The organism is Caloramator australicus RC3, from assembly GCF_000297115.1.
GTDB classification, from domain to species: domain Bacteria; phylum Bacillota; class Clostridia; order Clostridiales; family Caloramatoraceae; genus Caloramator; species Caloramator australicus.
Map to the genome: position 1 here is coordinate 1 of NZ_CAKP01000010.1, position 21,242 is coordinate 21,242.

A 21,242-nucleotide genomic window follows, 5' to 3' on the forward strand; every position below is an offset into this window, starting at 1 on the left:
TTCTGCTTTACTTGCAAGCTCCTTAAATATTCCCTTAAACCCTTCTTATCTCCTTCATTTATGGCTTTCCATATCTTTTCCCTATATTCTTCTCTCTTTGCTGTCCCTCTTATTATGTATTTGTTTAAATGATATCTGTCTAATACAAATTTCGCTTTTGGAATCCACTCTATCCCTTCCTTTATCCATCTTGCCCCATCCCCTGCTATATATATCTTTTCTATGCTCTCTATTTCATAATTCTCATACACATAATTCGCTACATCTATCCATATTTCTTCTGCTTCTACTCCTACGTATGCTTTGTAATATACATTTTTTAATTCATTCCTTCCATTCCTCTCTTGCCTTCCTTCATGAACATAGACAAGCCTTGGCATCTCCTTTTTGCCATTCTGCAGTGCAACATGATCTTCATCCGCTTCTATGTATAATACCCTTACCTTCCTTTTCTTTTACTTCTCTCTTTACCTCTACTTCCCCTACCTGCCTTATTGCATTAAATACCGTTTGCCTACTTAGCTTCTCTTTGCATGTTACCTTGCTACTTTCTTCGTAGGACATGTTGATTGCATTCTCTACAAGCCTTATCTTTACTTCTTTATCCACCTTCTCATGTTTCCTTATACCTATAACATCATCAAGTAAATATCTATATTCTCCGCTCTTTCTTGATTTGTAGTATGTTCTTGAATATTCTATTCCTCCTAGGAGCGTAATAATACTTTTCTTGTCTTTTCTTTCAACTATCCATTCCTTTTTTCTCTTATCATCTTCTTTAATCGCTTTATCTAATTCTTCTAAAAAGTCTTTTATTATATTCCTTCCAAGTTCATCAGTCGATTCTTTAACTACCTCAACAAGTTTTGTAAAATCCCATTCTTTTGACAGCATTTCTTCTACATTTTTTATTAATTTAGTAGTGAAATTTATTAAATGTTGTTGTATAATATCATGTTGTATAATATTATTCAAAAGAGACACCCCCTTATTGATTTGTGTTTTTTCCACTTTTTATTTTACCACAGGGGTTGTCTCTTTTAAATTTTTTGTCCTTTTTCGTCCTACAATAATTTTACACTATGTTATTAATTATTCCCATCCTAAGAAAATATATTCAAAGGTTTATATTATTATATGCACATTATTTTAATTTATTTCTATCTTAAAAAGTTCCGATGCGTTTTTAGATGTTGCTTTATTCACCTCATCAAATGTCTTTCCCTTTATTTCAGCTATCTTTTCTATTATGTATTTTAAATAGGATGAATCGTTCCTCTCGCCTCTATGGGGGTGTGGTGCCATGTAGGGGCAATCGGTTTCAACAAGCAAATACTCAAGAGGAATTTCCCTTACAACTTCAACTGCTTTTTTAGCATTTTTAAAGGTTACAACTCCGGTAAATCCAAGGTAAAAACCAAGCTTTACAAATTCCCTTGCAAATTCTAAACTTCCTGAATAGCAGTGTAAAACTCCCCTAATTTCTTTAAATTCCTTTAAAACCCTTAATGTATCATCGTGGGCCTCTCTATTATGGATTACAACTGGAAGATCAAGTTGCCTTGCAAGGTCGAGCTGCTCTTTAAAGGCCTTCATTTGTAAAGTTCTATCGTAATCCCAATAATAATCAAGGCCAATCTCTCCTATTGCAACAATCTTTCCCTCCTTAGTAAGGTCCCCAATAAGGTTTATATTTAGATCCTTTGAAAACTCAGGATGAACCCCAACAGCACCGTAGAAAAAATCGTATTTTTTAGTAAGTTCAATCGTAGTATAGCAGGATTCTATGCTGGATGCACAGTTTAAAACCCTTTTTACTCCTTCATTTTTTATTTTTTGTATAACCTCATCCCTATCTAAATCAAAGGCTCTATCATCATAATGAGCGTGAGAATCGAACATAATAACACCTCCAGTGCCTGCCACTTGACTTTTTGACTTTTTGACATTTTCAAATTTTACCATATATTTGAGTGTTCCAAAAGTAATATAAATTATACCATTATTTTACCCAAAAAGCACAGATATCACTTTACACGTATAATTAAAGAAAAATTTTAAGGAGCCTTAAATGGCTCCCTTTATTTTACCTGACTTCCTGTTTCAATATCATCATCAACAGTTGCAAGGACTAATTTTTCCTTATCCTCTGTTGATGCTGCAAGTATCATTCCAAAGGATTCTACTCCCCTTAGCTTAACAGGTTTTAAATTTGCAACCAAAATTACCTTCTTTCCAACAAGCTTTTCAGGCTCGTAATATTTTGCAATACCTGAAACTATCTGTCTTTCCTCGCCACCTAAGTCAACCTTAAGCTTTAGTAGCTTATCTGCACCCTTTATCCTTTCAGCCTCTAAAACCTTTACAACCCTTAAATCGATCTTGTCAAAATCCTCTATTGTAATCTCACTCTTTATTGGAAGCATCTTTTTCTCCTCCTTTTGTCCATAGAGCTTTTCAAGCTCCTCAAGCTTCTTTTCAACGTCAATCCTTGGGAATAATAATTCTCCCCTCTTTACCGAAACTCTTTCTAAATTTCCAAAATCTAATACGCTGTCCCAGGTTACAACCTTGCCTTCAAAGTTAAACTGCTCGTTTATCTTTCTTGAAGTATCCGGCATGAAGGATGATATTAAAACAGAAATTATCCTTATAGCCTCAGTTAAATTATATAAAACTCCCTTTAGCCTTTCCTTATTTGCATCGTCCTTTGCTAAAACCCAAGGCATAGTCTCGTCTATATATTTATTTGCCCTTCTTACAAGACGCCAGATCTCATCAAGGGATTCTGATACTCTAAGGCTATCCATTAAGTTTTCAACATTTTTAGGCACCTCAAGGGCAGTCCTTTTAAGGTCCTCGTCAAATTCCCCTTCAAATATTCCCTTTTCTATTGTGCCGTTAAAATACTTTTCGATCATAGTAAGGGTTCTTGAAACAAGATTTCCAAGATCGTTGGCAAGATCTGAGTTTATTCTTTTTATGAACATCTCGCTATTGTAGTTTCCATCGTGTTCAAAGGATATTTCCTTTAAAAGATAATATCTTACGGCATCAACACCAAAGTGCTCAGTTAAAACAACAGGGTCTATAACATTTCCCTTTGACTTTGACATCTTGCCGCCATCGACAAGAAGCCATCCATGGCCATAAACCGTCTTTGGAAGAGGAATGTCAAGGGCCATGAGCATGATAGGCCAAATTATAGTATGGAATCTTACTATGTCCTTTCCAACAAGATGAACATCCGCCGGCCAGAACTTTTTGTAAAGACTATCATCATCGCTTCCATATCCAAGGGCTGTTATATAGTTTGAAAGGGCGTCTATCCATACATAAACAACATGCTTTTCGTCAAAGCTAACTGGAATTCCCCATGTAAAGGATGTTCTTGAAACACAAAGATCCTCAAGGCCGGGTTTTATGAAGTTATTTATCATCTCGTTCTTTCTTTTTTCAGGAAGTATAAAATCTGGATGCTCTTCTATGTATTTAAGAAGCTTATCTTGATACTTTGAAAGCTTAAAAAAGTATGCCTCCTCCTTGGTCCACTCAACTTCCCTTCCGCAGTCGGGACATTTTCCGTCAACAAGCTGTGTTTCTGTAAAGAAGGATTCACAGGGTGTGCAATACCATCCTTCGTAGTAGCCTTTGTAGATATCTCCCTTTTCATAGAGTTTTTTGAAAATATCTTGAACCGCCTTGATATGGTAATCATCGGTGGTTCTTATAAACTTATCGTAGGAGATATTCATTGTCTTCCATAATTCTTTAATTGAAGCTACTATATTATCAACATATTCCTTAGGAGTTACTCCCTTTTTCTCTGCAATCCTTTGAATTTTTTGACCATGCTCGTCGGTTCCTGTTAGAAAAAACACATCGTATCCGGTTAATCTTTTAAACCTTGCAAGGGCATCTGCAAGAACTGTTGTGTAGGTGTTACCAATATGTAGCCTGTCGCTTGGATAATAAATTGGCGTTGTTATGTAATATTTTCCCTTCATAAATAACCTCCTTTCGAAAGTGGCTGCCACTTGACTTTTTGACATTTTGACATTTCCAAATTTAACTAAAAAACACCCCGCCCGTTTAGGGGCGAGGTGCCGCGTTACCACCCTAATTCACCTAAGCCTCGCGACTTAGGCCTTGTAAGGTCAGTGACCTTAAGATAACGGATAAACCGTGTATGCCTACTAAACTTCAACATACAAGCTCCAGAGCCATCTTCACACGCTTTACATTACCGGCTTTCACCTACCCCGGCTCTCTTTAAATGCTACACGTGCTACTCTTTCCTTCACAGCTTTATTAATATTATGCTATTTATTCACAAGTTTATACAAAATACTAAACGTTGTCAACAGGTGTTATTTTAAATCAAAGGGCTTTAATAAAAGTTCAAATTCTTTGTCCATTTCCTTCATCTTGGTATATGTCCATCCTGAAACCCTTTCAACATCAACTCCAAGTTCCCTTAAGGCTTGTGGGTTAAGTATAAACACTATATCCTTATCGTTTGTATCCATATCCTTTGCCCATTCTATCTTATATCCTTCGGCTAATTTCAAACCAAAATGTTCAAGCTCCTCATGATATCCCAATAAATTTCTATGCTTATCTATTATATCCTCAAAGGTTTTTCCTCCATCCTTATCATCATATTCAATACTGCTGTCGCTTAAATCAAACTTAAAAACCAATTTGCCATCCTTCAAAGTTATATAATCTGGAAGATCATTTGCATCAAGTCCTGCATCTAAAAATGGTTTTGCTTCCACTTCAAAAACTATATCCTCTTTATTGTCTTTAAAGTCTTTACTCCATTCAAATGTTTCACCGGTTGGCAACGTAAAAACAAACCTATTTTTATCTGAAACAAAACCTATATCGTTTATATTTGTTTCGTAAATCTTGTCAAAGGATTTTTTGCTATTTTTACTAATAACATCCGTTGCACTGCAGGATGAAAGAATTAAAGTAAGCATTAATATCAAAACAATATATACTTTTTTCATAAGAACCCTCCTTTATAAAATTTAAGCAGTCTATAGACTGCCTAAATTATATGTTTTCTATGGATACAACATCATATCCAGCATCGGCTACTGCATCCTTCATCTTTGCATCGTCTAAATTTTCCCCTTCTACAAGAGCATATTTTCCATCGAGGCTTACTTCTAATACGTTAAATCCTGCCTCAAGAAGGGCATTTTTAACATGCATAACGCAGTGATTGCAGGACATCCCTTCGATGTTTAGCTTTTTTCTCATTTTTTCGCCTCCTTTCTACAAGTGCCAGGCACTTAAGATTTAAATTTATTTGAATCTTTTAAGCCTTAAGGCATTGGTAACAACTGAAACTGAGCTTAAGCTCATGGCTGCTGCTGCAATCATTGGATTTAGTTTTGGTCCTCCAAATATGGTTAATACCCCTGCAGCAACCGGAATTCCAATTACGTTGTAGAAAAATGCCCAGAATAGGTTCTGCTTTATGTTCCTTATAGTTGCTTTACTTAGCCTTATTGCCTTTACAACATCTAAAAGGTCATCCCTCATTAGAACGATATCAGCAGATTCAATTGCAACGTCAGTTCCTGAGCCTATCGCAATTCCAACATCCGCTTGAGCAAGGGCTGGAGCATCGTTGATCCCATCACCAACCATTGCAACAATTCTTCCACCTTCCTGAAGCTTTTTAACCTCATTTGCCTTATCCTGTGGCAGAACCTCAGCAAGAACCTTATCAACTCCAACCTCCTTTGCAATTGCCATTGCAGTTTTTTTGTTGTCTCCGGTTATCATAACAACTTCAATTCCAAGATCCTTTAACATCTTTATTGCTTCTTTGCTACTCTTTTTAGGCGAGTCTGCAACAGCTAAAACTCCAATCAACCTTTTATCAAAAGCAATAAACATAGGGGTTTTCCCGCCTTCTGCATATTCCTCAAATTTTTGAATTCCCTTTGAAAGATCAATTCCCTTTTCCTCCATAAGCTTTTTATTTCCTATCAAAACTTCCTTCCCTTCAACAAAGGCCTTTATTCCATGGCCTGCAATTGCAGTAAAGCTTTCAACATTTTGAAGAACCGTCCCCTTTTCTTCTGCACCCTTTACGATTGCCTGTGCTATTGGGTGTTCTGACATTTTTTCACAGGATGCAGCAATTGAAAGGACAAAATTTTCTTCCTCATCTATTGCAAAAAGGTCTATAAGCCTTGGTTTCCCTTCGGTTATTGTTCCAGTTTTATCAAGGACTATGGTTTGAATCTTATGTGCTGTTTCAAGGGCCTCACCGGTTTTTATAAGTATCCCGTTTTCCGCACCTTTTCCGGAGCCCACCATAATAGCCGTTGGCGTCGCAAGTCCTAAGGCACAGGGACAGGCAATTACAAGCACTGCAATAAATATTGTCATTGAGAATATAAAGCCCCTTCCTGCTATCATCCAGACTATAAAGGATATAATCGCGATTAAAATTACAGCAGGAACAAAGTATCCTGATATAATATCCGCCATCCTGGCAATTGGTGCCTTTGAACCTTGGGCTGCTTCAACAAGCTTAATAATTTGTGATAGTGCCGTATCCTTTCCTACCTTTGTTGCTCTAAATTTAATAAAGCCGTTTTTGTTTATGGTTGCTGCAAAAACTTTATCTCCAACCTTTTTATCAACTGGGACGCTCTCGCCGGTTAGCATCGATTCATCGACGCTGCTCTCTCCTTCTATAATCTCACCATCCACCGGAATCTTTTCCCCAGGCTTTACAAGGATGATATCCCCAACCTCAACCTCTTCGATTGGAATTATCATTTCCTTATCATCTTGAAGTATCGTCGCCGTCTTTGGTTGAAGGCCTAAAAGCTTCTTTATGGCTTCGCTTGTTCTTCCCTTTGTTTTTGCCTCAAGGTATTTACCAAGTAAAATAAGGGTTATAATGGTGGATGCTGATTCAAAGTATAAATCCTTTGCATATTCAGTATTCAATAAATATATTTGATAAGTTGCAAAAATACCGTATAATATTGCCGCCGATGTTCCTATGGCAATTAAACTATCCATGTTTGGTGCCCCTTTAATTAGGCTTTTGAAACCTACAATAAAAAACCTTCTTCCTGCATAAATAGATGGGATAGTTAAAATAAGCTGAACAAGGGCAAAATTTAAAGGATAATCATGGGGCTCGATTATTTTAGGAAGCTTTAGTCCAAACATGTGTCCCATTGCGATTATAAGTAGAGGAAGGGTGACTACGGCTGATATAATAAAGTTATTAAATAAGCTTTTAGCTTCCCTTTCCTTCCTTTCCTGATCCTTATCTATAGTTTTATCCTCTTCCGATAAAGGCTCATAACCTGCCTTTTTTATGGCTTCTTTTATTTGTGATAATCTAACCTTTGATGGATCATATTCAACATAAAGGGTTTCTGCTGCAAAATTAACCTCCGCCTTTAAAACACCCTTTAGTTTTTTTACAGAAAACTCTATAGCCTTTGCACAGGATGCACAGGTCATACCGCCTATTCCGATTCTAATGTCTTTAAACTCCTTTTCCTCTTCTGCTGAATATCCTGCCCTTTCTATTGCCTTTATAATTTCTTCAACGGAAGTTTTAGTCTCGTCATATTTTACATAAAGCTTTTCAGCAGCAAAATTAAGATTTGCCTCTAAAACTCCATCAACCTTTCTTGATGCCCTTTCAACCGCCCTTGCACAAGCAGCACAGGTCATACCACCAATTTTCAAAACCTTTTCCATACCACACCTCCAAATCTTAAATTTAAGTGCCATGCACCTATTATTTAAGTAATTTTTCCATTATGTCGATTATCTCATCTATCTTTTCCTCAGCCTGATCCTGCATAAAGGCTAATTTTACGCAGTTATTTAAATGATCCCTTAAAATCAGCATATTCGCCTTTTTAAGAAGGGATTGGGCTGCTATTATTTGGGTTGAAATATCAACGCAGTATCTGCCTTCATCTATCATTTTTAATATTCCTTCAATTTGTCCCTTAGCAGTTTTTAAGTATTTTGCTGCTTCGTCTCTTTTGTGCATTTTTATCCTCCTCTCTCCCCACCTATGGGGGGTGTCTATTAAAATTATAAAACAACATATCATTAATTTCAAGTAAAATATATTTGAAAGTTAATTTTCAGTAATATAATTCATGGCAAAATGTAAGAACTTTTGTATATCAGATAAATTAGTTTGTAAAATATAAAATACAAATTCATCATCTATTTCCCAATACATATGAACAAGTTTATTTCTAAATTTAGCCATATTTTTTAAATTCTTTGCAAAACTTTCATCTAAAAAGCCAATCTTAGATAGTATTTCAAATATTTCAGAATAAGTCTCGGGGGACTTAAAATCCCTTTTAAATTGTTCTAACAAAACTATTCTGGCTCCAATATTTATGCATGTTTCAATGGCAAGTTGAAGATATCTTTCTGCTGCTCCCCTCAATATTTCGTCCTTTAAATATTCATCCTTTTCTTTTTTAGATATATCTTTTAAAAGCTCCAAATATTTTTTCAACAATCTTATTTGAGTTAGTAGTTTCTCATCCATGAATTTTCCCCCTTTTTATAAATTCAAAATTAATCATGTCTCTAATTGGTTTAAAGTCAAGGAAGCTTTTTATAACTTCAAACTCAAAATCCACTACCTTTTGTTTATCCGAATAATATAAAATCTTTTTATTTTTTATAACTCCATATCTTATAGATAAAGGTGCAAAGTTTAAGTTTACTAAGTCTATTTCTTCCGTCTTAAGATGTTTTGAAATGTCCTCCAATACTTCAAATTCTAAATTAATAATATCCTCCTTTGGCATTTCTTTGAATAATATCGCAATATCTATATCGCTAAGGGCATTCATATTACCATCATTCACCGAACCAAATAAGTATACAACTATAATTTTATCATCATATTTTTTAAAGACATCGCCTAAAGTATCAATATTTTTCAATGCCATATCAAAATCAACCTTTTTAAATTTAATCATAATCTTTCCCCCTTATGCTAATAATAGCACTTCCTATAAAAAATATAAACTACTCAAGCAAAGTCAAAATTCTGTTTAAAAAAAGTCCAAGCTTAGTTGGCTTATAGATTTCAACTATGTAACCTTGGCCATATACGTCGCTGCTGCCCACAGCCTTAAGTAATATTTCTAATGAACCGTCCCCATCCAAGTCAACGACATCTTCGACGTTTCGAACATAAAAGGCATATAGCCTTGCCCTTCTGTTTCCGAAGTTGTATATTTTTTTAAAATTTTTATTGTAAAACTCCAGCTTTTGAATGTTTCCTATCCTTAAGGACATGTTATTTCTAAATATGCTGGATACTAAAAATCCATCGTTATATTTAAAAATATTGTTTATCCCATCCTTCTCTAAATCCTTTTTAAACTGAAACTTAAACCTACCACCTTCAAAGGTGTAGTGATAAAATAAATTCTTATCGTTAGCCTTTGTAACTAAGTAAATACCTTTGTCTATATAAAAACACTCTGGAATTACATCCTCTCCTACCTTTCCGCTGTATATAAGTTTAATTCCATTATCATATTTTAAAATTTGCACATTTCCGTTTCTATCCAATAAAACCGCCTCATCAAGACCATCTTCATCAAGTTCACCGCATTTTAGCATAAAAGCATCAAAATTAGTTAACTTATTTTTTGCAACAACATTTCCATTTTCATCGATAAGCACTATATACCCCATTGGTGATACACCTAAAAGCTCCCTTTTGCCTCTAAAATTTACGCTGCTTATATATTGCAGGGGTAAATCTATTCTATATAGAAACTCGCCAATAAGCCTGTTTCCATTAAAATTCAACCTATAAATCTCACTATATTTTAGCTTGTTTGAAAGCCTTATAATTGCCTTTTTCCCCTCTATATCGACTACTACCGTATATTTTCTTCCTAATGTCTTTAAATAAAGTTCATCTGAGGATAAGCTCAAAAGGTTATCCCCTTCAAAGCTTTGATAGTATATATCAGAAGAAGCTAATTTTTTAAGTCCAATTAAGCCAACTTCGTTTAACAAAAAAGATGAGGAATATTTTAAAAGGGATACCACAAATAAAACATAAATAAGGACAACAACCCATCCCTTTTTAGTCTCCCTTTTTTCATATCCAACGTAGGTATCCGATATAATATCATGAAGGCATCTTCCATCTTTATCTAAAAAGGCGTAAAGGTATCCTATATAATAAAAGGCTGATCCAATTCTAAATATCTCCCTTTTAACAACATTTTTAATATTATTGTTATATATCTTAAGCCTTAAAAGCCTCATCCCTATGGTACCATCTAAAAATGTGCTAGCTAAAACCCTATATAAAAAAAATATTAAATTTGCAATGATGAATCCTGCAACTCCAAGCTTTAAAAGAAAGTAATAAATAACGCCAAACAAAATATAATCAATAACAGAGGAGGCAAATCGGGAAAAAATAACAGCAAACTTCATAACATCACCGTTATTATTTTTCCCAATTTGCCCCTTTATATTTCCTCTAAAGAAGGTTTTACTATAGCTTTGTTTTTCCACCTTCCGCTAAAATAGTAGGAAAGGCTTAAAGTCATTCCAACTAAAAATCCTATTCCAATTGCATACCAAACTCCAACAAGGCCTATCCTTCTTGACAACATGTTTGCAAGGGGAATTCTTACAAACCAAAGTGCCACAAGGGTTATTATCATTGCAACTAAAGTATCCCCAGAGCCCCTTACAACACCATTGGATACAAACATAAATGTGAAGGCGCAATAGAATAATCCTAAAATTTTCAGATATTGAACCCCAAGCCCTACAACAGTTTGATTATTTGTAAACAAAAGGATTAAATACTTTGGAATTACTTGTGTAATAAATAACGTAAAAAGTGATAATACAACTCCCATCAACATCGCCGCATTAAATCCCCGCTTTACCCTATCTATTTTCCCAGCTCCAAGGTTTTGCCCTGTAAAGGAGGATACCGCCATTGAGATGCTCATCGTTGGCATAAATATAAAGGACTCAACCCTTGATGCAGCGCCAAAGGCGGCCATAGCATCTGCACCAAACCTGTTTATAATAGCATTTAAGAAAACCCCTGCAACGGAAACTAAGGTCTGTTGAATTGCCATTGGAAAGCCAATTTTAAATATAAGTCCCATTATACCTTTATCAAATCTCAAATCCTTGAATTTCAACCTAAATATATCATGCTTTCTATACAAATAAACAAATCCCATAACAAAGGATATACCTTGAGAAATAACCGTCGCATAGGCTGCCCCTGCAACACCAAGTTTTAAAACATATATAAATATTGGATCAAGAATAATATTTACAACCGTTGCAACGATTAAAAAGTATAAGGGCGTTTTTGAATCCCCCATCCCCCTTAATATTGCACTAAGCCCATTATAGCCATACATAAAAATCATGCCGGCAAACATTATATTAAGATAAACAGTTGCTTGATGCAGTATAACATCCGGAGTATCAATTAAAATTAATATTTTCTTTGACAGTAAAAGCCCTATTATAGTAGTAACAAAAGAGGCAACCAAGAGCATTAAAAGGGTATTATCTATAGTTCTTTTTACATTGTCCATATCCTTTGCTCCATAGTATTGAGAAATAATTATTGTAACCCCCATTGTCAGACCCATAACTAATGATATCAGCATAAATATTATAGGAAAGCTTACAGCAACAGCAGCAAGGCCGTTACTCCCCACAATCTGACCAACCCAAATGCTATCTACTGTATTATAAAGGGCTTGAAAAAGATTGCCAAGGAGCATTGGAATTGCAAATAAAAGTATATGCTTTCCTTCACTTCCCTTTGTCAGATCCCTCATCCTATCACCTTCTTATGTAAATAATCTAGCACTATTTTATACCAAATTTTACTTTTTTGAAACAAAAATTTTTTCAAATCATCGAATTATCCAAACGGCAATTAAGGTGCTTATTAAATGAATAAGAAGACTTACAATAAGCGCGTGCCTTATCCTTTTAATCTCAACCACTCCAAAATATAAGCTTAATGTGTAAAATATGGTCTCCGTTGAACCCATCATAACTGATGCAATATTAGCCTCCAATGAATCCACACCATAGGTCCTGCAAATATCAGTCAACACTGCAATCGAACCACTGCCTGAGAGGGGTTTTATAATAAACATAGGCAAAATGCCCTTTGGAATGTTTAAAAAATTTGCAACTGGTTCTAAAATATCAACAAAAAAATCTAATGCAGAGGAACTTCTAAATATATCTATAGCAAATAGCATAGTTAAAAGATATGGAGCTATCTTAAAAGTAGTCAAAAATCCATCCTTAACTCCTAAGACGAATTCATCAAAGAGGTTTACTCCTTTAATATATCCAAAAATTAATATAAAAATAAGCATAATAGCTATAAAAAGCATACTATCCCCCACAAAGATTACTTAAATATCCTTCTAAAAAATCTATCAAGGATAAGGGCAATTATAAGAGAAATCAAGCTTGTTAATATAATAGGTGTTATTATGCTTGTCGGATTATTCGAACCAAGACTTGCTCTTAGGGAGATTAAAGTTGTAGGGATTATTTGCAGTGAAGCTGAGTTTATTATTAAAAATGTAACCATGTAATCGGAGGCAGTATCCTTTTTAGGATTTATCTTTTGAAGTTCCTCCATTGCCTTAAGGCCAAAGGGAGTTGCAGCATTTGAAAGTCCAAGCATATTGCTGGTTATATTCATTATAATATTAAAAAAAGCCGACTTTGATCTTTGATAGAGCCCAGGAAAAATAAATCTTAGAGGAGGGCTCAAAAATTTGGATAGGACATCTACAAGACCGCTTTTTTCAGCTATCCTCATAATCCCAGACCAAAAGGCCATGATGCCAAGAAGAGCTAATAAAAGTTCCACAGACCTTTGGGATGACTCTGTAATTGCTTTAATTAAAGTATTATCCCCCCTAATAATAAAAGAAGCTATTCCTAAAACAATCATAAAAAACCAAAACCTATTTACCATAACCCCACCTAATTCAACTGCTATATAATTTATATTCCATAAAGGATAATATATAACATAAAATATTCAATTCCTTTACAAAAACTTCACATTTTTAATAATTTTTATGTTATAATGAAATTACAGAAAATTTTCAAATTTATTTTTATAAAGGAGAGATTCATATGGTATTTAAGCCAGATGAAGTAAAAAGCCTAAGAAAGGGTCAAGTAGTAAACGTCGAAATAGACGGGAAGATTATGCTGCTAAGGCGAAACTTCTGCGGAGTTTATGAGCTCTTCTCTCCAAAAAATCAGCGTCACATCGAATATTTCGATAATCTTAACTTCTTCAAAATTCGCTACGCAAATCTTATAATGAAATTCCCGATAACAAATATAATGCTACAGCGAAATGAAATATATGCCCTAGCTAAAAAGTTGTCTAAAGAGGAGCTTTTAAAATGGTTTAGTAGGTTTGGGAAGTTAAACTTTGAGGGAGAAAAAGTAATAGATGAAGTTGAAATAGAGTATTATTCCTGGATTTCCGATTATGATGGGGCTAAATGTGAGTTTTGCATTGCTGATATCGATGGAGAATGCACCCTTAATATACCTAAAATGGCAAGCTAAAAAAGGATCCGTGAGATTTCACGGATCCTTAATTTATAAAAGAATAACAAACTCCGTTCCTTTACCTAATTCACTATAGGCAAAAATTTCGCCTCCATGAAGTTTTATAATCTCCCTTGCAATTGAAAGTCCGAGGCCTCCTACTCCCTTTTCCTTTACTCTGTAAAATCTTTCGAAAATATAGGGAAGATGCTCCTTATCAATTCCTTCGCCATCATCCTTTATGCTAATTTTTATTTTATCACCTTTAGTAACATTAATTTCAATTTTTCCGTCATCTTTTGTATGTTTAATTGAATTGCTTAAAATATTCAATATTGCCATTTCCATGTATTCAGAATCTATAAACGCCTCAGCATTAATGCCATCTAAAGTTATTTCCCTACTGCCTTTTATTATTTTTACCTTATCTACCACCTTTAAAAGAACATCCTTTATATTTATTTTTACCCTATTTAGGGTTACGCTGCCTGACTCAATTTTGGCCAAAGTTAAGTTTTCATTTACTAGCCTATTTAGCTTTTCAACCTCCTCAATTATTTCTTCTATATATTCCTTTTTTTCTTCCTCTGGGACCAAATCATCGTATAGGGCCTCAGCGTATCCTTTAATAATACCAAGGGGGGTTCTAAACTCGTGGGTTACATTTGCAATAAATTCACGTCTTAATTTTTCAGTTTTCTCTAAACTTGCAGCCATGTCGTTTATAGTATTTGCAAGTTCTCCTATTTCATCCTTTGAATTTAAATCAATCCTTGTTTTATAATCACCCTTTGATATTTTCTCTGCTGCTTCTTTGATTTTTAGTATCGGATTTGTAAATATACTGCTTAATATAAATGCTCCTGCCATTGAAATTATCAGCGCTAATATTAAAAGCGTTGTAAATTGCCCCTTTAATCTTGCAACATCGTTTTTTACACTAAAAGAAGGAATATGGATAAATACTGCCCCATAGTCTTTCCCATCCTTCATTGGATAGCCAAGGGTAATTAGCTGACTTTGCCTTAACATTATCTCATCTGTTGTATAAACAACCTTACCGCTTAAAACCTCTTTTAAATATTGAATTTCTGTTTTCGATGTCCTTCCATACATATAATTACCGCTTTGAAAAATCATATTTCCTTTTTTATCAAATATGCTAACTCTTCCTCCTATTGCTCTTGCAACACTTAGGGCAGCATCTTTCATTTTTATTATATCTTCAGGATAATATTGAGTTACTTCTTTTGCATAATTAATTAATTTATTCCTCTCGTTAATTGAGTAAAATCTTGTAATTAAGTTGCCCTGAAGGAGGTAATTTGCAAGCAAAAGCAAAGTTAAAAGAAGGCTTGTGTATATAAGAAGTTTAAACCTTATTCCCTTCATTTTTTCACCTCAAATTTGTATCCAAATCCTCTTACAGTCTCAATGTATTCTCTATATTCTCCAAGCTTTTCCCTTAAGTTTTTTATATGTGTATCAACTGTTCTAAGATCACCAAAATAATCGTAACCCCATACAGCATTTAATATTTGTTCTCTAGACAAAGCAACATTTGGCCTTTCATATAAATATAATAGCAAGTCAAACTCCTTTGGGGTTAATTCCACCTTCTCACCCATCACATAAACTTCCCTTGCAGCTTTATCAACTATAAAATCCTGAAGAATCTCGCTACTTTTCCTATTTATCCTTTTTAAAATCGCCTTTACCCTTGCAACGATTTCCCTTGGGCTTGCAGGCTTTACAACATAATCATCCACACCAAGCTCAAAGCCAAATATTTTATCATCTTCCTCGCCCCTTGCGGTGAGCATTATAACTGGAACATCGCTTGTTTTTCTAATCTGCCTTAGGATGCTCCATCCATCCCTTTTAGGGAGCATAACGTCAAGAATTAAAATATCATAGACATTTTCTGCAAACTTTTCTAAAGCCTCTTCTCCGTCCCCAGCTTCTTCAACTTTAAAGCCTTCTTTTTCAAGGTAAAGCTTTAAAACCTTCCTTAATCTTTCTTCATCCTCAACTAAAAGGATACTACTCATATCATCACCCCTAAGAATATCATAATACAAATTCTACTTCTTTTGAATTATCTTCACAAAATCTACACATTAGCAACATAATGCCATCAAAAATAGAGCCTATAATAAAACCATAAGATAAATCAAGGAGGTTGATTTTATGAAGATGAAAAAATTTTTAGTTGCACTTGCCGCTACAACTTTAATCGGCTCAACAGCCCTTGCCTTTGCTGCATCAAGACCGGTTGATATCGTGTCTAAACTTACTGGAAAAAGCGCTGATGCTTTATATCAAGAAAGGCTTTCAGGAAAGACATATGGCACTATTGCAAAGGAAGCTGGAAAGCTTGATGAGTTTAAAGCAGAAATGTTAAAGGTAAAAAAGGAAATTCTTGATGCAAAAGTAAAATCAGGCGTTTTAACACAGGCTCAAGCTGATGAAATTTATAATGCTATAAAAAATAATCAAGCTACATGTGACGGAAGTGGCAATGCGAAAATAGGACAAAAATACGGCATAGGATTCGGTCAAGGTATGGGAATGGGGCAAGGTAGATGTCAAGGAAAGGGCTTAAGAAATGGTTTAGGCAAAGGTACAGGATTGGGATACAGATTAAATCAAAATACAAGCAAGTAATAAAGATACCATAGAATATTAGGCTACCTCAAATTCAGGGTAGCCTAATATTTTATACATAATTCTATTAATTTTTCATAATTTGTGCATTATAATATATATAAAATACATTAGGAGTGATTTTAATGGGTGAAGCAGCGAAAAAACAAGAAAAGTTCAAATACAAAGACTATTTAACATGGAAGGACGATTTTAGATGGGAAATTATAAATGGTATTGCCTATTGTATGGCACCTTCCCCATCAAGCCTTCATCAGCTAATTTCCGGTAGAATTTTCGGATATATATTTAACTATTTAATTGATAAAGAATGCCTTGTTTTTGCTGCTCCCTTTGATGTAAGAATTCCTCTAAACAATGAAAGGGATGAAGATATAGAAAATGTTGTTCAGCCTGATATATCAGTTATTTGCGATAGATCCAAAATCGATAAACGCGGCTGCCTTGGTGTCCCTGATATGATAGTGGAAATATTATCTCCTGCAACAAAGAAAATAGATCTGCAGGATAAATACTTCTTATATGAAAAAGCAGGAGTAAAGGAATACTGGATAGTAGATCCAATAAATAAAACCGTATTTGCCCACATATTAGGTGAAGATAAATCCTTTAAAAAAGCATCCTACTATACATCTTCTGATAAAATAAGGGTGAGCATATTTGAGGATTTAGTAATAGATTTAGAAAAGATATTCGCAGGAATTGAGGATATAGAATATTAATTATGCCAGGCAATATTACTTGGCATAATTATTCTTAATAAAATCTATCGCTTCCTCCCTTGTTCTTATATTGCCTAAGAAGACCTCCTCATGTAGGGCATCTAAGACTTCTCCAACAAATCTTCCCTTTTTGCCTGTAAGTCTTATTACATCCTCACCCGATACGAGTTTTTTAGGAAGCTCCTTCTTTTTATAGAGCCTATCAATTAATTCCATACAAAAGTTAAAATATCTTTCCCTTTCACCACTTTCATCTAATAAAAGTCTTGTTGCAGTAACATCAAAGAGGGAGGCTAATATGACATCAAGGGTATTATTTTCAAAATCCCTAATGAGCCTATAAAGGGCCCTGTCGGTTGCCCCCACTTTAAAAAGTCCAAGTATCCTCATATGGCCCTTTATCACGGCTGTAATAAGGCTTCTTTGCTCTTTAGAAAAATTATATCTTTTATCTATATCCTGAAACTCCTCATAACCCGTTACATCGTGTCCCTTAAAGGTTATCTTTTCCCCTTCCTTCTTATAAGCTTTAGGTTTTCCAATATCATGCAGTAGGGTTGCAAGCTTTAATACGGTTTTTCTTTTTACTCCTGACATATCCTCCTCTAAATGCCTTTTTATATCTTCACCATGCTTTGTTTTTAAAACATTATCAATCATATCTTCAAAGGTTTTTAAAGAGAACATAGAATGGGTAAAGGAGTCAACAGTGTGGTATTTACATTTGCCAACCAGCTTCATCCTTTTAACGACAGGAAATATTTCAGATAAAAGGGAAACTTCATCAAGCTCCCTTAATATCTCATAAGACTTTTCTCCATCTAATATTTTAAATATTTCATCCCTAATTCTTTCGCCGGAAACCTCATTTATCCTCTTATAGTTTTTCTTTATAAGATTTAACGTATTCTCTTCGATCTTAAAATTAAGTTTTCCCTTTAATCTAAAGGCCCTTAACATCCTTAACGGATCATCTAAAAGGGCATCAGGGTAAACAACCTTAATTATTCCATCCTTTAAGTCCTTAATACCTCCTAAAATATCTATTATCTTATCATCCTTTAAACCTTTTGCAATGGCATTTATCGTAAAATCCCTTTTTTTAAGGTCCTCTTCTATTGTTTCCCCTTTCATCCTGCAAAAATCTATCGTAAAATCGCCTATTATAACCCTTGCAACATCTTCATGCATCAAAAATACGTGCCCACCCTTTTCCTGTGAAAACTCCTCAGCAAGGGATAAAAAATCCTTATCTACAGCAATATCTATGTCGGATAACTTATATCCTAAAATTATATCCCTAACTGCCCCACCTACTAAAAAAGCTTTTACATCCTTTCCCTTAAAAAAAACACAAATTTCTTTAATTATATCCATATTTGCCCTCCTATTTTTTATCCATATAAAATGCCCCAAAGGGTGAATTTTTAACTTCAACGTATCCCTTTTCAACTAATTTATCAAGGACGATTTTAAAGGCTTCAACATTGGGTGCTAAATCACTTCCAACTTCACTTAAAACTCTAGTAAGGTCAGCCGGTGATATAGGAAAATGTCTTTTTATCTTATTATAAGCATCTTCATATTTCTTATTCAAAGCCTCATCCAGCTCATCAAAGGGGTTTTCACCATGGCAGGTTGTTGTTATAGCCATTCTAAACCTTATTGGAATAGTTCTTCCCATTATTGCAGAGGATACAAAGGCATCCCCCGAAGTTAAATATGGCAAACGCTTTGCCTCTTCGCTTGTTATATCAGTTTCCTCTTTAATTATATCTATATCCGAAGCCCTTACCGTTCTAAATACTATCTTTGTATTAAGCTGTGCCGTTATAGTCTCATCCAAAAGGGCGGGCCTTTGGGTGGCAAGGATTAAAAATACACCGTATTTTCTCCCCTCTTGGGCAATTTCTTTTATTATTGACTTTGAAGGCGTTTCATAACCTTTAGGTGCAAAATTGTGGCTCTCGTCGAAGGCAAGAATAAAGGGGGGGAAAAAGTCCGCAGCCTCTCCTTTTTGCTTTGCATCCCTGTATTCTCTTCTTTTATAATAAAGGGTGCTTATAAGGTATGTGGAAAATACATTTAAAAGCTTTATAGGACCTTGAACTACTATTGTCTTTCCATTTAAAAGTCCATTTTCCACATCCTTAATATCCCTTGTAAATAGACCATCCCTGTAGAGCCTTTGAAGCCTCCACAAAACTCCGTTTAAAGATTGAGCTGGAACTGTTTTATATTCGCTAAAAACCTCTATCATTTCCTCATACCTTCTAACGTCCTCATCATCACCCCTTGACTTAGCATCCTCAAGAAGCCTGTTTATCTTTGCTTCATTGCCTATTTCAAAGGCCTCCTTTAAAAGGGACAATCTTCTTTCGAAGGAAAAATAGGTATCCTTAAACTTGTGCATCCTTTCTATTACGCTGGACATAGCCTCCGTTAAAGTTCCTGCCGCAGCAGCTGAAATTAAATTTATAAGGTCCCTTGTTGTAAGGTCTTGAAATTTTACCCCAATATCGCTTCCTATCTGCAAGCATAAAAACTTATCATTAAAATCGAAGGAATACTTAGAGTCAAGATCGCTTTTTTTAGAAAAGTCCATCTCATAATGGGGGTCTAAAACAACCGTTGGGATATTAAGCTTCATAATTTCCTCTAAAATAACCCTCATACCAAAGCTCTTTCCTGAGCCTGAACCTCCAAATATCCCTATATGAGGATACTGATTCATGGATTTTATATCGAATATAAAGGGGACGCCATTTTGATTTGTAATTTTTCCATTCTCCAAAGTGCAAAAAAGGTCCTCAAGGTCTTCATCTATTGTATCTAAAAGCTCCTCCGTACTTTTTATAACCCCTAACACAAGCCCCCTATCCTTGCACTTTACAAGAAGGTCCTTTACCTCATTGAATTTTGGAAATCTTGCCTCACTTCCCGTTGTCACAGGATACATGGCCTCTTGAATTAGTCTAACCTTTGCTATGTAGATAGTATTTTCATCTATCTCGTAGCCTAAGTTCTTTAGGGAAGCTAAAATATTACCATCCGCCATTTCTCCGTTTATATTAAGGGGAACGAACTTATTATAGGATGTTGTTTCAACAACCTCTCCCCTTAAGGTTCCCTGAAGCTTATCCTCTATTATCAAAATTTGATTTATCTTAAAGGGTTTGTCCTTAGATACAACAAAAACCTCCTGCTGATTTGTAATTCCTGCAACCTGCATAGTAATTCCTCCTTATCTTTTATTTCTCTTTGGATTAAAAAACCTCTCCCTTATATCTCTGTCTATATACGTCTCAACCAAAGCCTTTACCATGTCATCGGTAACCTTAACATCCTTATCAACTATATCAAGCCAAAGGGGGATTCCCCTCCCATCCCTTGGGGTCAGTGTATATAAAAGGTCCAAATACTTAACTGCCTCTTCAAACTGCTCCTCCAAAAAGTCAAGCCCTATAACCTGTGGATCCTTTGAAAACCTTCCATAAAGAGTTTTAATTCCCTTTTGAGTTTTTTCCGTTTTAATCTCTGTAATCTCTAGGACTTCCCCTTCATTTAAAAGTCCAAACAAAACCTCTCTATCATAAACAACAGAAGAAAAACTTAATCTTTCCCTTATCTTTTCTGCTATATCCTTTGTCTTAACCTCCTCCGCAACTCCAATAAGGATTTTCCCTTTTTTATTGCCTTTTCCTTTAGATCCTGCCACTCTATTGGGCAATCTATTCCATAGTGCATTAAGGAACCGTCCAAAAGGATTATATCCGACTTAAAATTATCCACTGCATAGGAAGCAGCCTCAAGCTCTAGCCTTGACATTCTTGATCTTCTTCTTTGTTCGTCTTTAAGTTGGCCGTCCTCCTCTTCAAATAAAGGAGCATAAACATCCTGAAGAAAATAACTTTCATTTAATGTGGACTTTGCAAGGGCTTGGACTATCGATATGTAATGGGGATAAAGTCCACCAAAGTTATTTATAGAACCATCAACACCTATTATTCCAAAACCTTTAGTTACTCTCTTTATATCTTCATCCGACAATCTTTTTAACTTAAACTTATTGCTAAAATCATTTATAATGGATTCAACTTCCCTCTTGCTTACCCTTTCAACTTGTCCCTTTAGCCTTTCATTTATCTCTGAAAGTTTTACTTTAAAGCCTTCAAACATAATACCACCTCAATATAATTATAC

At 34.8% G+C, this 21,242-nt stretch carries 21 protein-coding genes, 1 pseudogene and 1 other annotated feature; of the genes and pseudogenes, 3 read left to right on the forward strand and 19 right to left on the reverse strand.

Features of this window, described 5'->3' with window-relative positions:
• From CAAU_RS15130 to CAAU_RS01525, 13 genes and pseudogenes are all read right to left on the reverse strand, one after another.
• A pseudogene (locus CAAU_RS15130) lies at nt 1-975 on the reverse strand (ISLre2 family transposase); the annotation flags it as partial.
• A 174-nt stretch (nt 976-1,149) separates the two neighbouring features.
• On the reverse strand, nt 1,150-1,902 hold the full coding sequence (locus CAAU_RS01470; protein ID WP_008907666.1) for a TatD family hydrolase: 753 nt from the start codon (nt 1,900-1,902) through the stop codon (nt 1,150-1,152).
• Between the two features lie 179 nt (nt 1,903-2,081).
• On the reverse strand, nt 2,082-4,007 hold the full coding sequence (metG, locus tag CAAU_RS01475; RefSeq protein WP_008907667.1) for a methionine--tRNA ligase: 1,926 nt from the start codon (nt 4,005-4,007) through the stop codon (nt 2,082-2,084).
• A gap of 84 nt (nt 4,008-4,091) precedes the next feature.
• Nucleotides 4,092-4,313, reverse strand: a binding site (T-box leader).
• A gap of 57 nt (nt 4,314-4,370) precedes the next feature.
• Nucleotides 4,371-5,018 (reverse strand): hypothetical protein, encoded by a 648-nt coding sequence (locus CAAU_RS01480; RefSeq protein ID WP_008907668.1) that lies wholly within the window; start codon nt 5,016-5,018, stop codon nt 4,371-4,373.
• Between the two features lie 46 nt (nt 5,019-5,064).
• Nucleotides 5,065-5,274 carry a heavy-metal-associated domain-containing protein gene (locus CAAU_RS01485; protein ID WP_008907669.1) on the reverse strand — a complete coding sequence of 70 codons (210 nt, stop codon included), beginning with the start codon at nt 5,272-5,274 and terminating at the stop codon, nt 5,065-5,067.
• Between the two features lie 45 nt (nt 5,275-5,319).
• Nucleotides 5,320-7,758 carry a heavy metal translocating P-type ATPase gene (locus CAAU_RS01490; protein WP_008907670.1) on the reverse strand — a complete coding sequence of 813 codons (2,439 nt, stop codon included), beginning with the start codon at nt 7,756-7,758 and terminating at the stop codon, nt 5,320-5,322.
• 40 nt (nt 7,759-7,798) lie between these two features.
• Entirely contained in the window at nt 7,799-8,059 is a 261-nt protein-coding gene (locus CAAU_RS01495; RefSeq protein ID WP_008907671.1) for a metal-sensing transcriptional repressor, read from the reverse strand.
• A gap of 90 nt (nt 8,060-8,149) precedes the next feature.
• The gene (gene hepT / locus CAAU_RS01500) at nt 8,150-8,578 is read right to left on the reverse strand and encodes a type VII toxin-antitoxin system HepT family RNase toxin (RefSeq protein ID WP_008907672.1); all 429 of its coding nucleotides are present in this window, start codon (nt 8,576-8,578) and stop codon (nt 8,150-8,152) included.
• Nucleotides 8,571-9,017 (reverse strand): type VII toxin-antitoxin system MntA family adenylyltransferase antitoxin, encoded by a 447-nt coding sequence (mntA, locus tag CAAU_RS01505; protein ID WP_008907673.1) that lies wholly within the window; start codon nt 9,015-9,017, stop codon nt 8,571-8,573. The genes hepT and mntA overlap by 8 nt, the downstream gene beginning before the upstream one ends.
• Nucleotides 9,018-9,066: 49 nt before the next feature.
• Nucleotides 9,067-10,503, reverse strand: a complete 1,437-nt coding sequence (locus tag CAAU_RS01510) for an RDD family protein (RefSeq protein WP_156792014.1) — start codon at nt 10,501-10,503, stop codon at nt 9,067-9,069.
• A 35-nt stretch (nt 10,504-10,538) separates the two neighbouring features.
• Nucleotides 10,539-11,888: an MATE family efflux transporter gene (locus CAAU_RS01515; RefSeq protein WP_008907675.1), complete on the reverse strand. Its 1,350-nt coding sequence runs from the start codon at nt 11,886-11,888 to the stop codon at nt 10,539-10,541.
• A gap of 78 nt (nt 11,889-11,966) precedes the next feature.
• Complete coding sequence (locus CAAU_RS01520; protein WP_008907676.1) at nt 11,967-12,461, reverse strand: spore maturation protein; 495 nt, start codon at nt 12,459-12,461, stop codon at nt 11,967-11,969.
• Nucleotides 12,462-12,478: 17 nt separating this feature from the next.
• Nucleotides 12,479-13,057: a nucleoside recognition domain-containing protein gene (locus CAAU_RS01525; protein WP_008907677.1), complete on the reverse strand. Its 579-nt coding sequence runs from the start codon at nt 13,055-13,057 to the stop codon at nt 12,479-12,481.
• A gap of 164 nt (nt 13,058-13,221) precedes the next feature.
• Here CAAU_RS01525 and CAAU_RS01530 point away from each other — a divergent pair, with 164 nt between their 5' ends.
• A complete protein-coding gene (locus CAAU_RS01530) occupies nt 13,222-13,668 on the forward strand; it encodes a hypothetical protein (protein WP_040305637.1) in 447 nt (148 codons plus the stop codon).
• 33 nt (nt 13,669-13,701) lie between these two features.
• On the opposite strand, the gene CAAU_RS01535 is transcribed toward CAAU_RS01530, so the two are convergent.
• Together CAAU_RS01535 and CAAU_RS01540 are read right to left on the reverse strand one after the other, a co-directional pair.
• Nucleotides 13,702-15,042, reverse strand: a complete 1,341-nt coding sequence (locus tag CAAU_RS01535; protein WP_008907679.1) for a sensor histidine kinase — start codon at nt 15,040-15,042, stop codon at nt 13,702-13,704.
• Nucleotides 15,039-15,701, reverse strand: coding sequence for a response regulator transcription factor (locus CAAU_RS01540; protein ID WP_008907680.1), 663 nt, complete (start codon nt 15,699-15,701; stop codon nt 15,039-15,041). Before CAAU_RS01540 ends, CAAU_RS01535 begins: the two co-directional genes overlap by 4 nt.
• 139 nt (nt 15,702-15,840) lie before the next feature.
• On the opposite strand from CAAU_RS01540, the gene CAAU_RS01545 reads away from it, so the two are divergent.
• Both CAAU_RS01545 and CAAU_RS01550 read left to right on the forward strand, forming a co-directional pair.
• The gene (locus tag CAAU_RS01545; RefSeq protein ID WP_008907681.1) at nt 15,841-16,317 is read left to right on the forward strand and encodes a DUF2680 domain-containing protein; all 477 of its coding nucleotides are present in this window, start codon (nt 15,841-15,843) and stop codon (nt 16,315-16,317) included.
• 125 nt (nt 16,318-16,442) lie between these two features.
• On the forward strand, nt 16,443-17,039 hold the full coding sequence (locus tag CAAU_RS01550) for a Uma2 family endonuclease (RefSeq protein WP_008907682.1): 597 nt from the start codon (nt 16,443-16,445) through the stop codon (nt 17,037-17,039).
• A 15-nt stretch (nt 17,040-17,054) separates the two neighbouring features.
• On the opposite strand, the gene CAAU_RS13795 is transcribed toward CAAU_RS01550, so the two are convergent.
• Genes CAAU_RS13795 through CAAU_RS01570 form a run of 4 tightly spaced genes read right to left on the reverse strand, consistent with a single transcriptional unit; the run spans nt 17,055 to nt 21,218 of the window.
• A complete protein-coding gene (locus CAAU_RS13795) occupies nt 17,055-18,416 on the reverse strand; it encodes a CCA tRNA nucleotidyltransferase (protein WP_008907683.1) in 1,362 nt (453 codons plus the stop codon).
• A 10-nt stretch (nt 18,417-18,426) separates the two neighbouring features.
• Nucleotides 18,427-20,271, reverse strand: coding sequence for an ATP-binding protein (locus CAAU_RS01560; RefSeq protein ID WP_008907684.1), 1,845 nt, complete (start codon nt 20,269-20,271; stop codon nt 18,427-18,429).
• 12 nt (nt 20,272-20,283) lie between these two features.
• The gene (locus tag CAAU_RS01565) at nt 20,284-20,757 is read right to left on the reverse strand and encodes a DNA double-strand break repair nuclease NurA (protein ID WP_040305639.1); all 474 of its coding nucleotides are present in this window, start codon (nt 20,755-20,757) and stop codon (nt 20,284-20,286) included.
• Nucleotides 20,676-21,218: a DNA double-strand break repair nuclease NurA gene (locus CAAU_RS01570; protein WP_008907686.1), complete on the reverse strand. Its 543-nt coding sequence runs from the start codon at nt 21,216-21,218 to the stop codon at nt 20,676-20,678. The genes CAAU_RS01565 and CAAU_RS01570 overlap by 82 nt, the downstream gene beginning before the upstream one ends.
• Nucleotides 21,219-21,242: the final 24 nt, after the last annotated feature.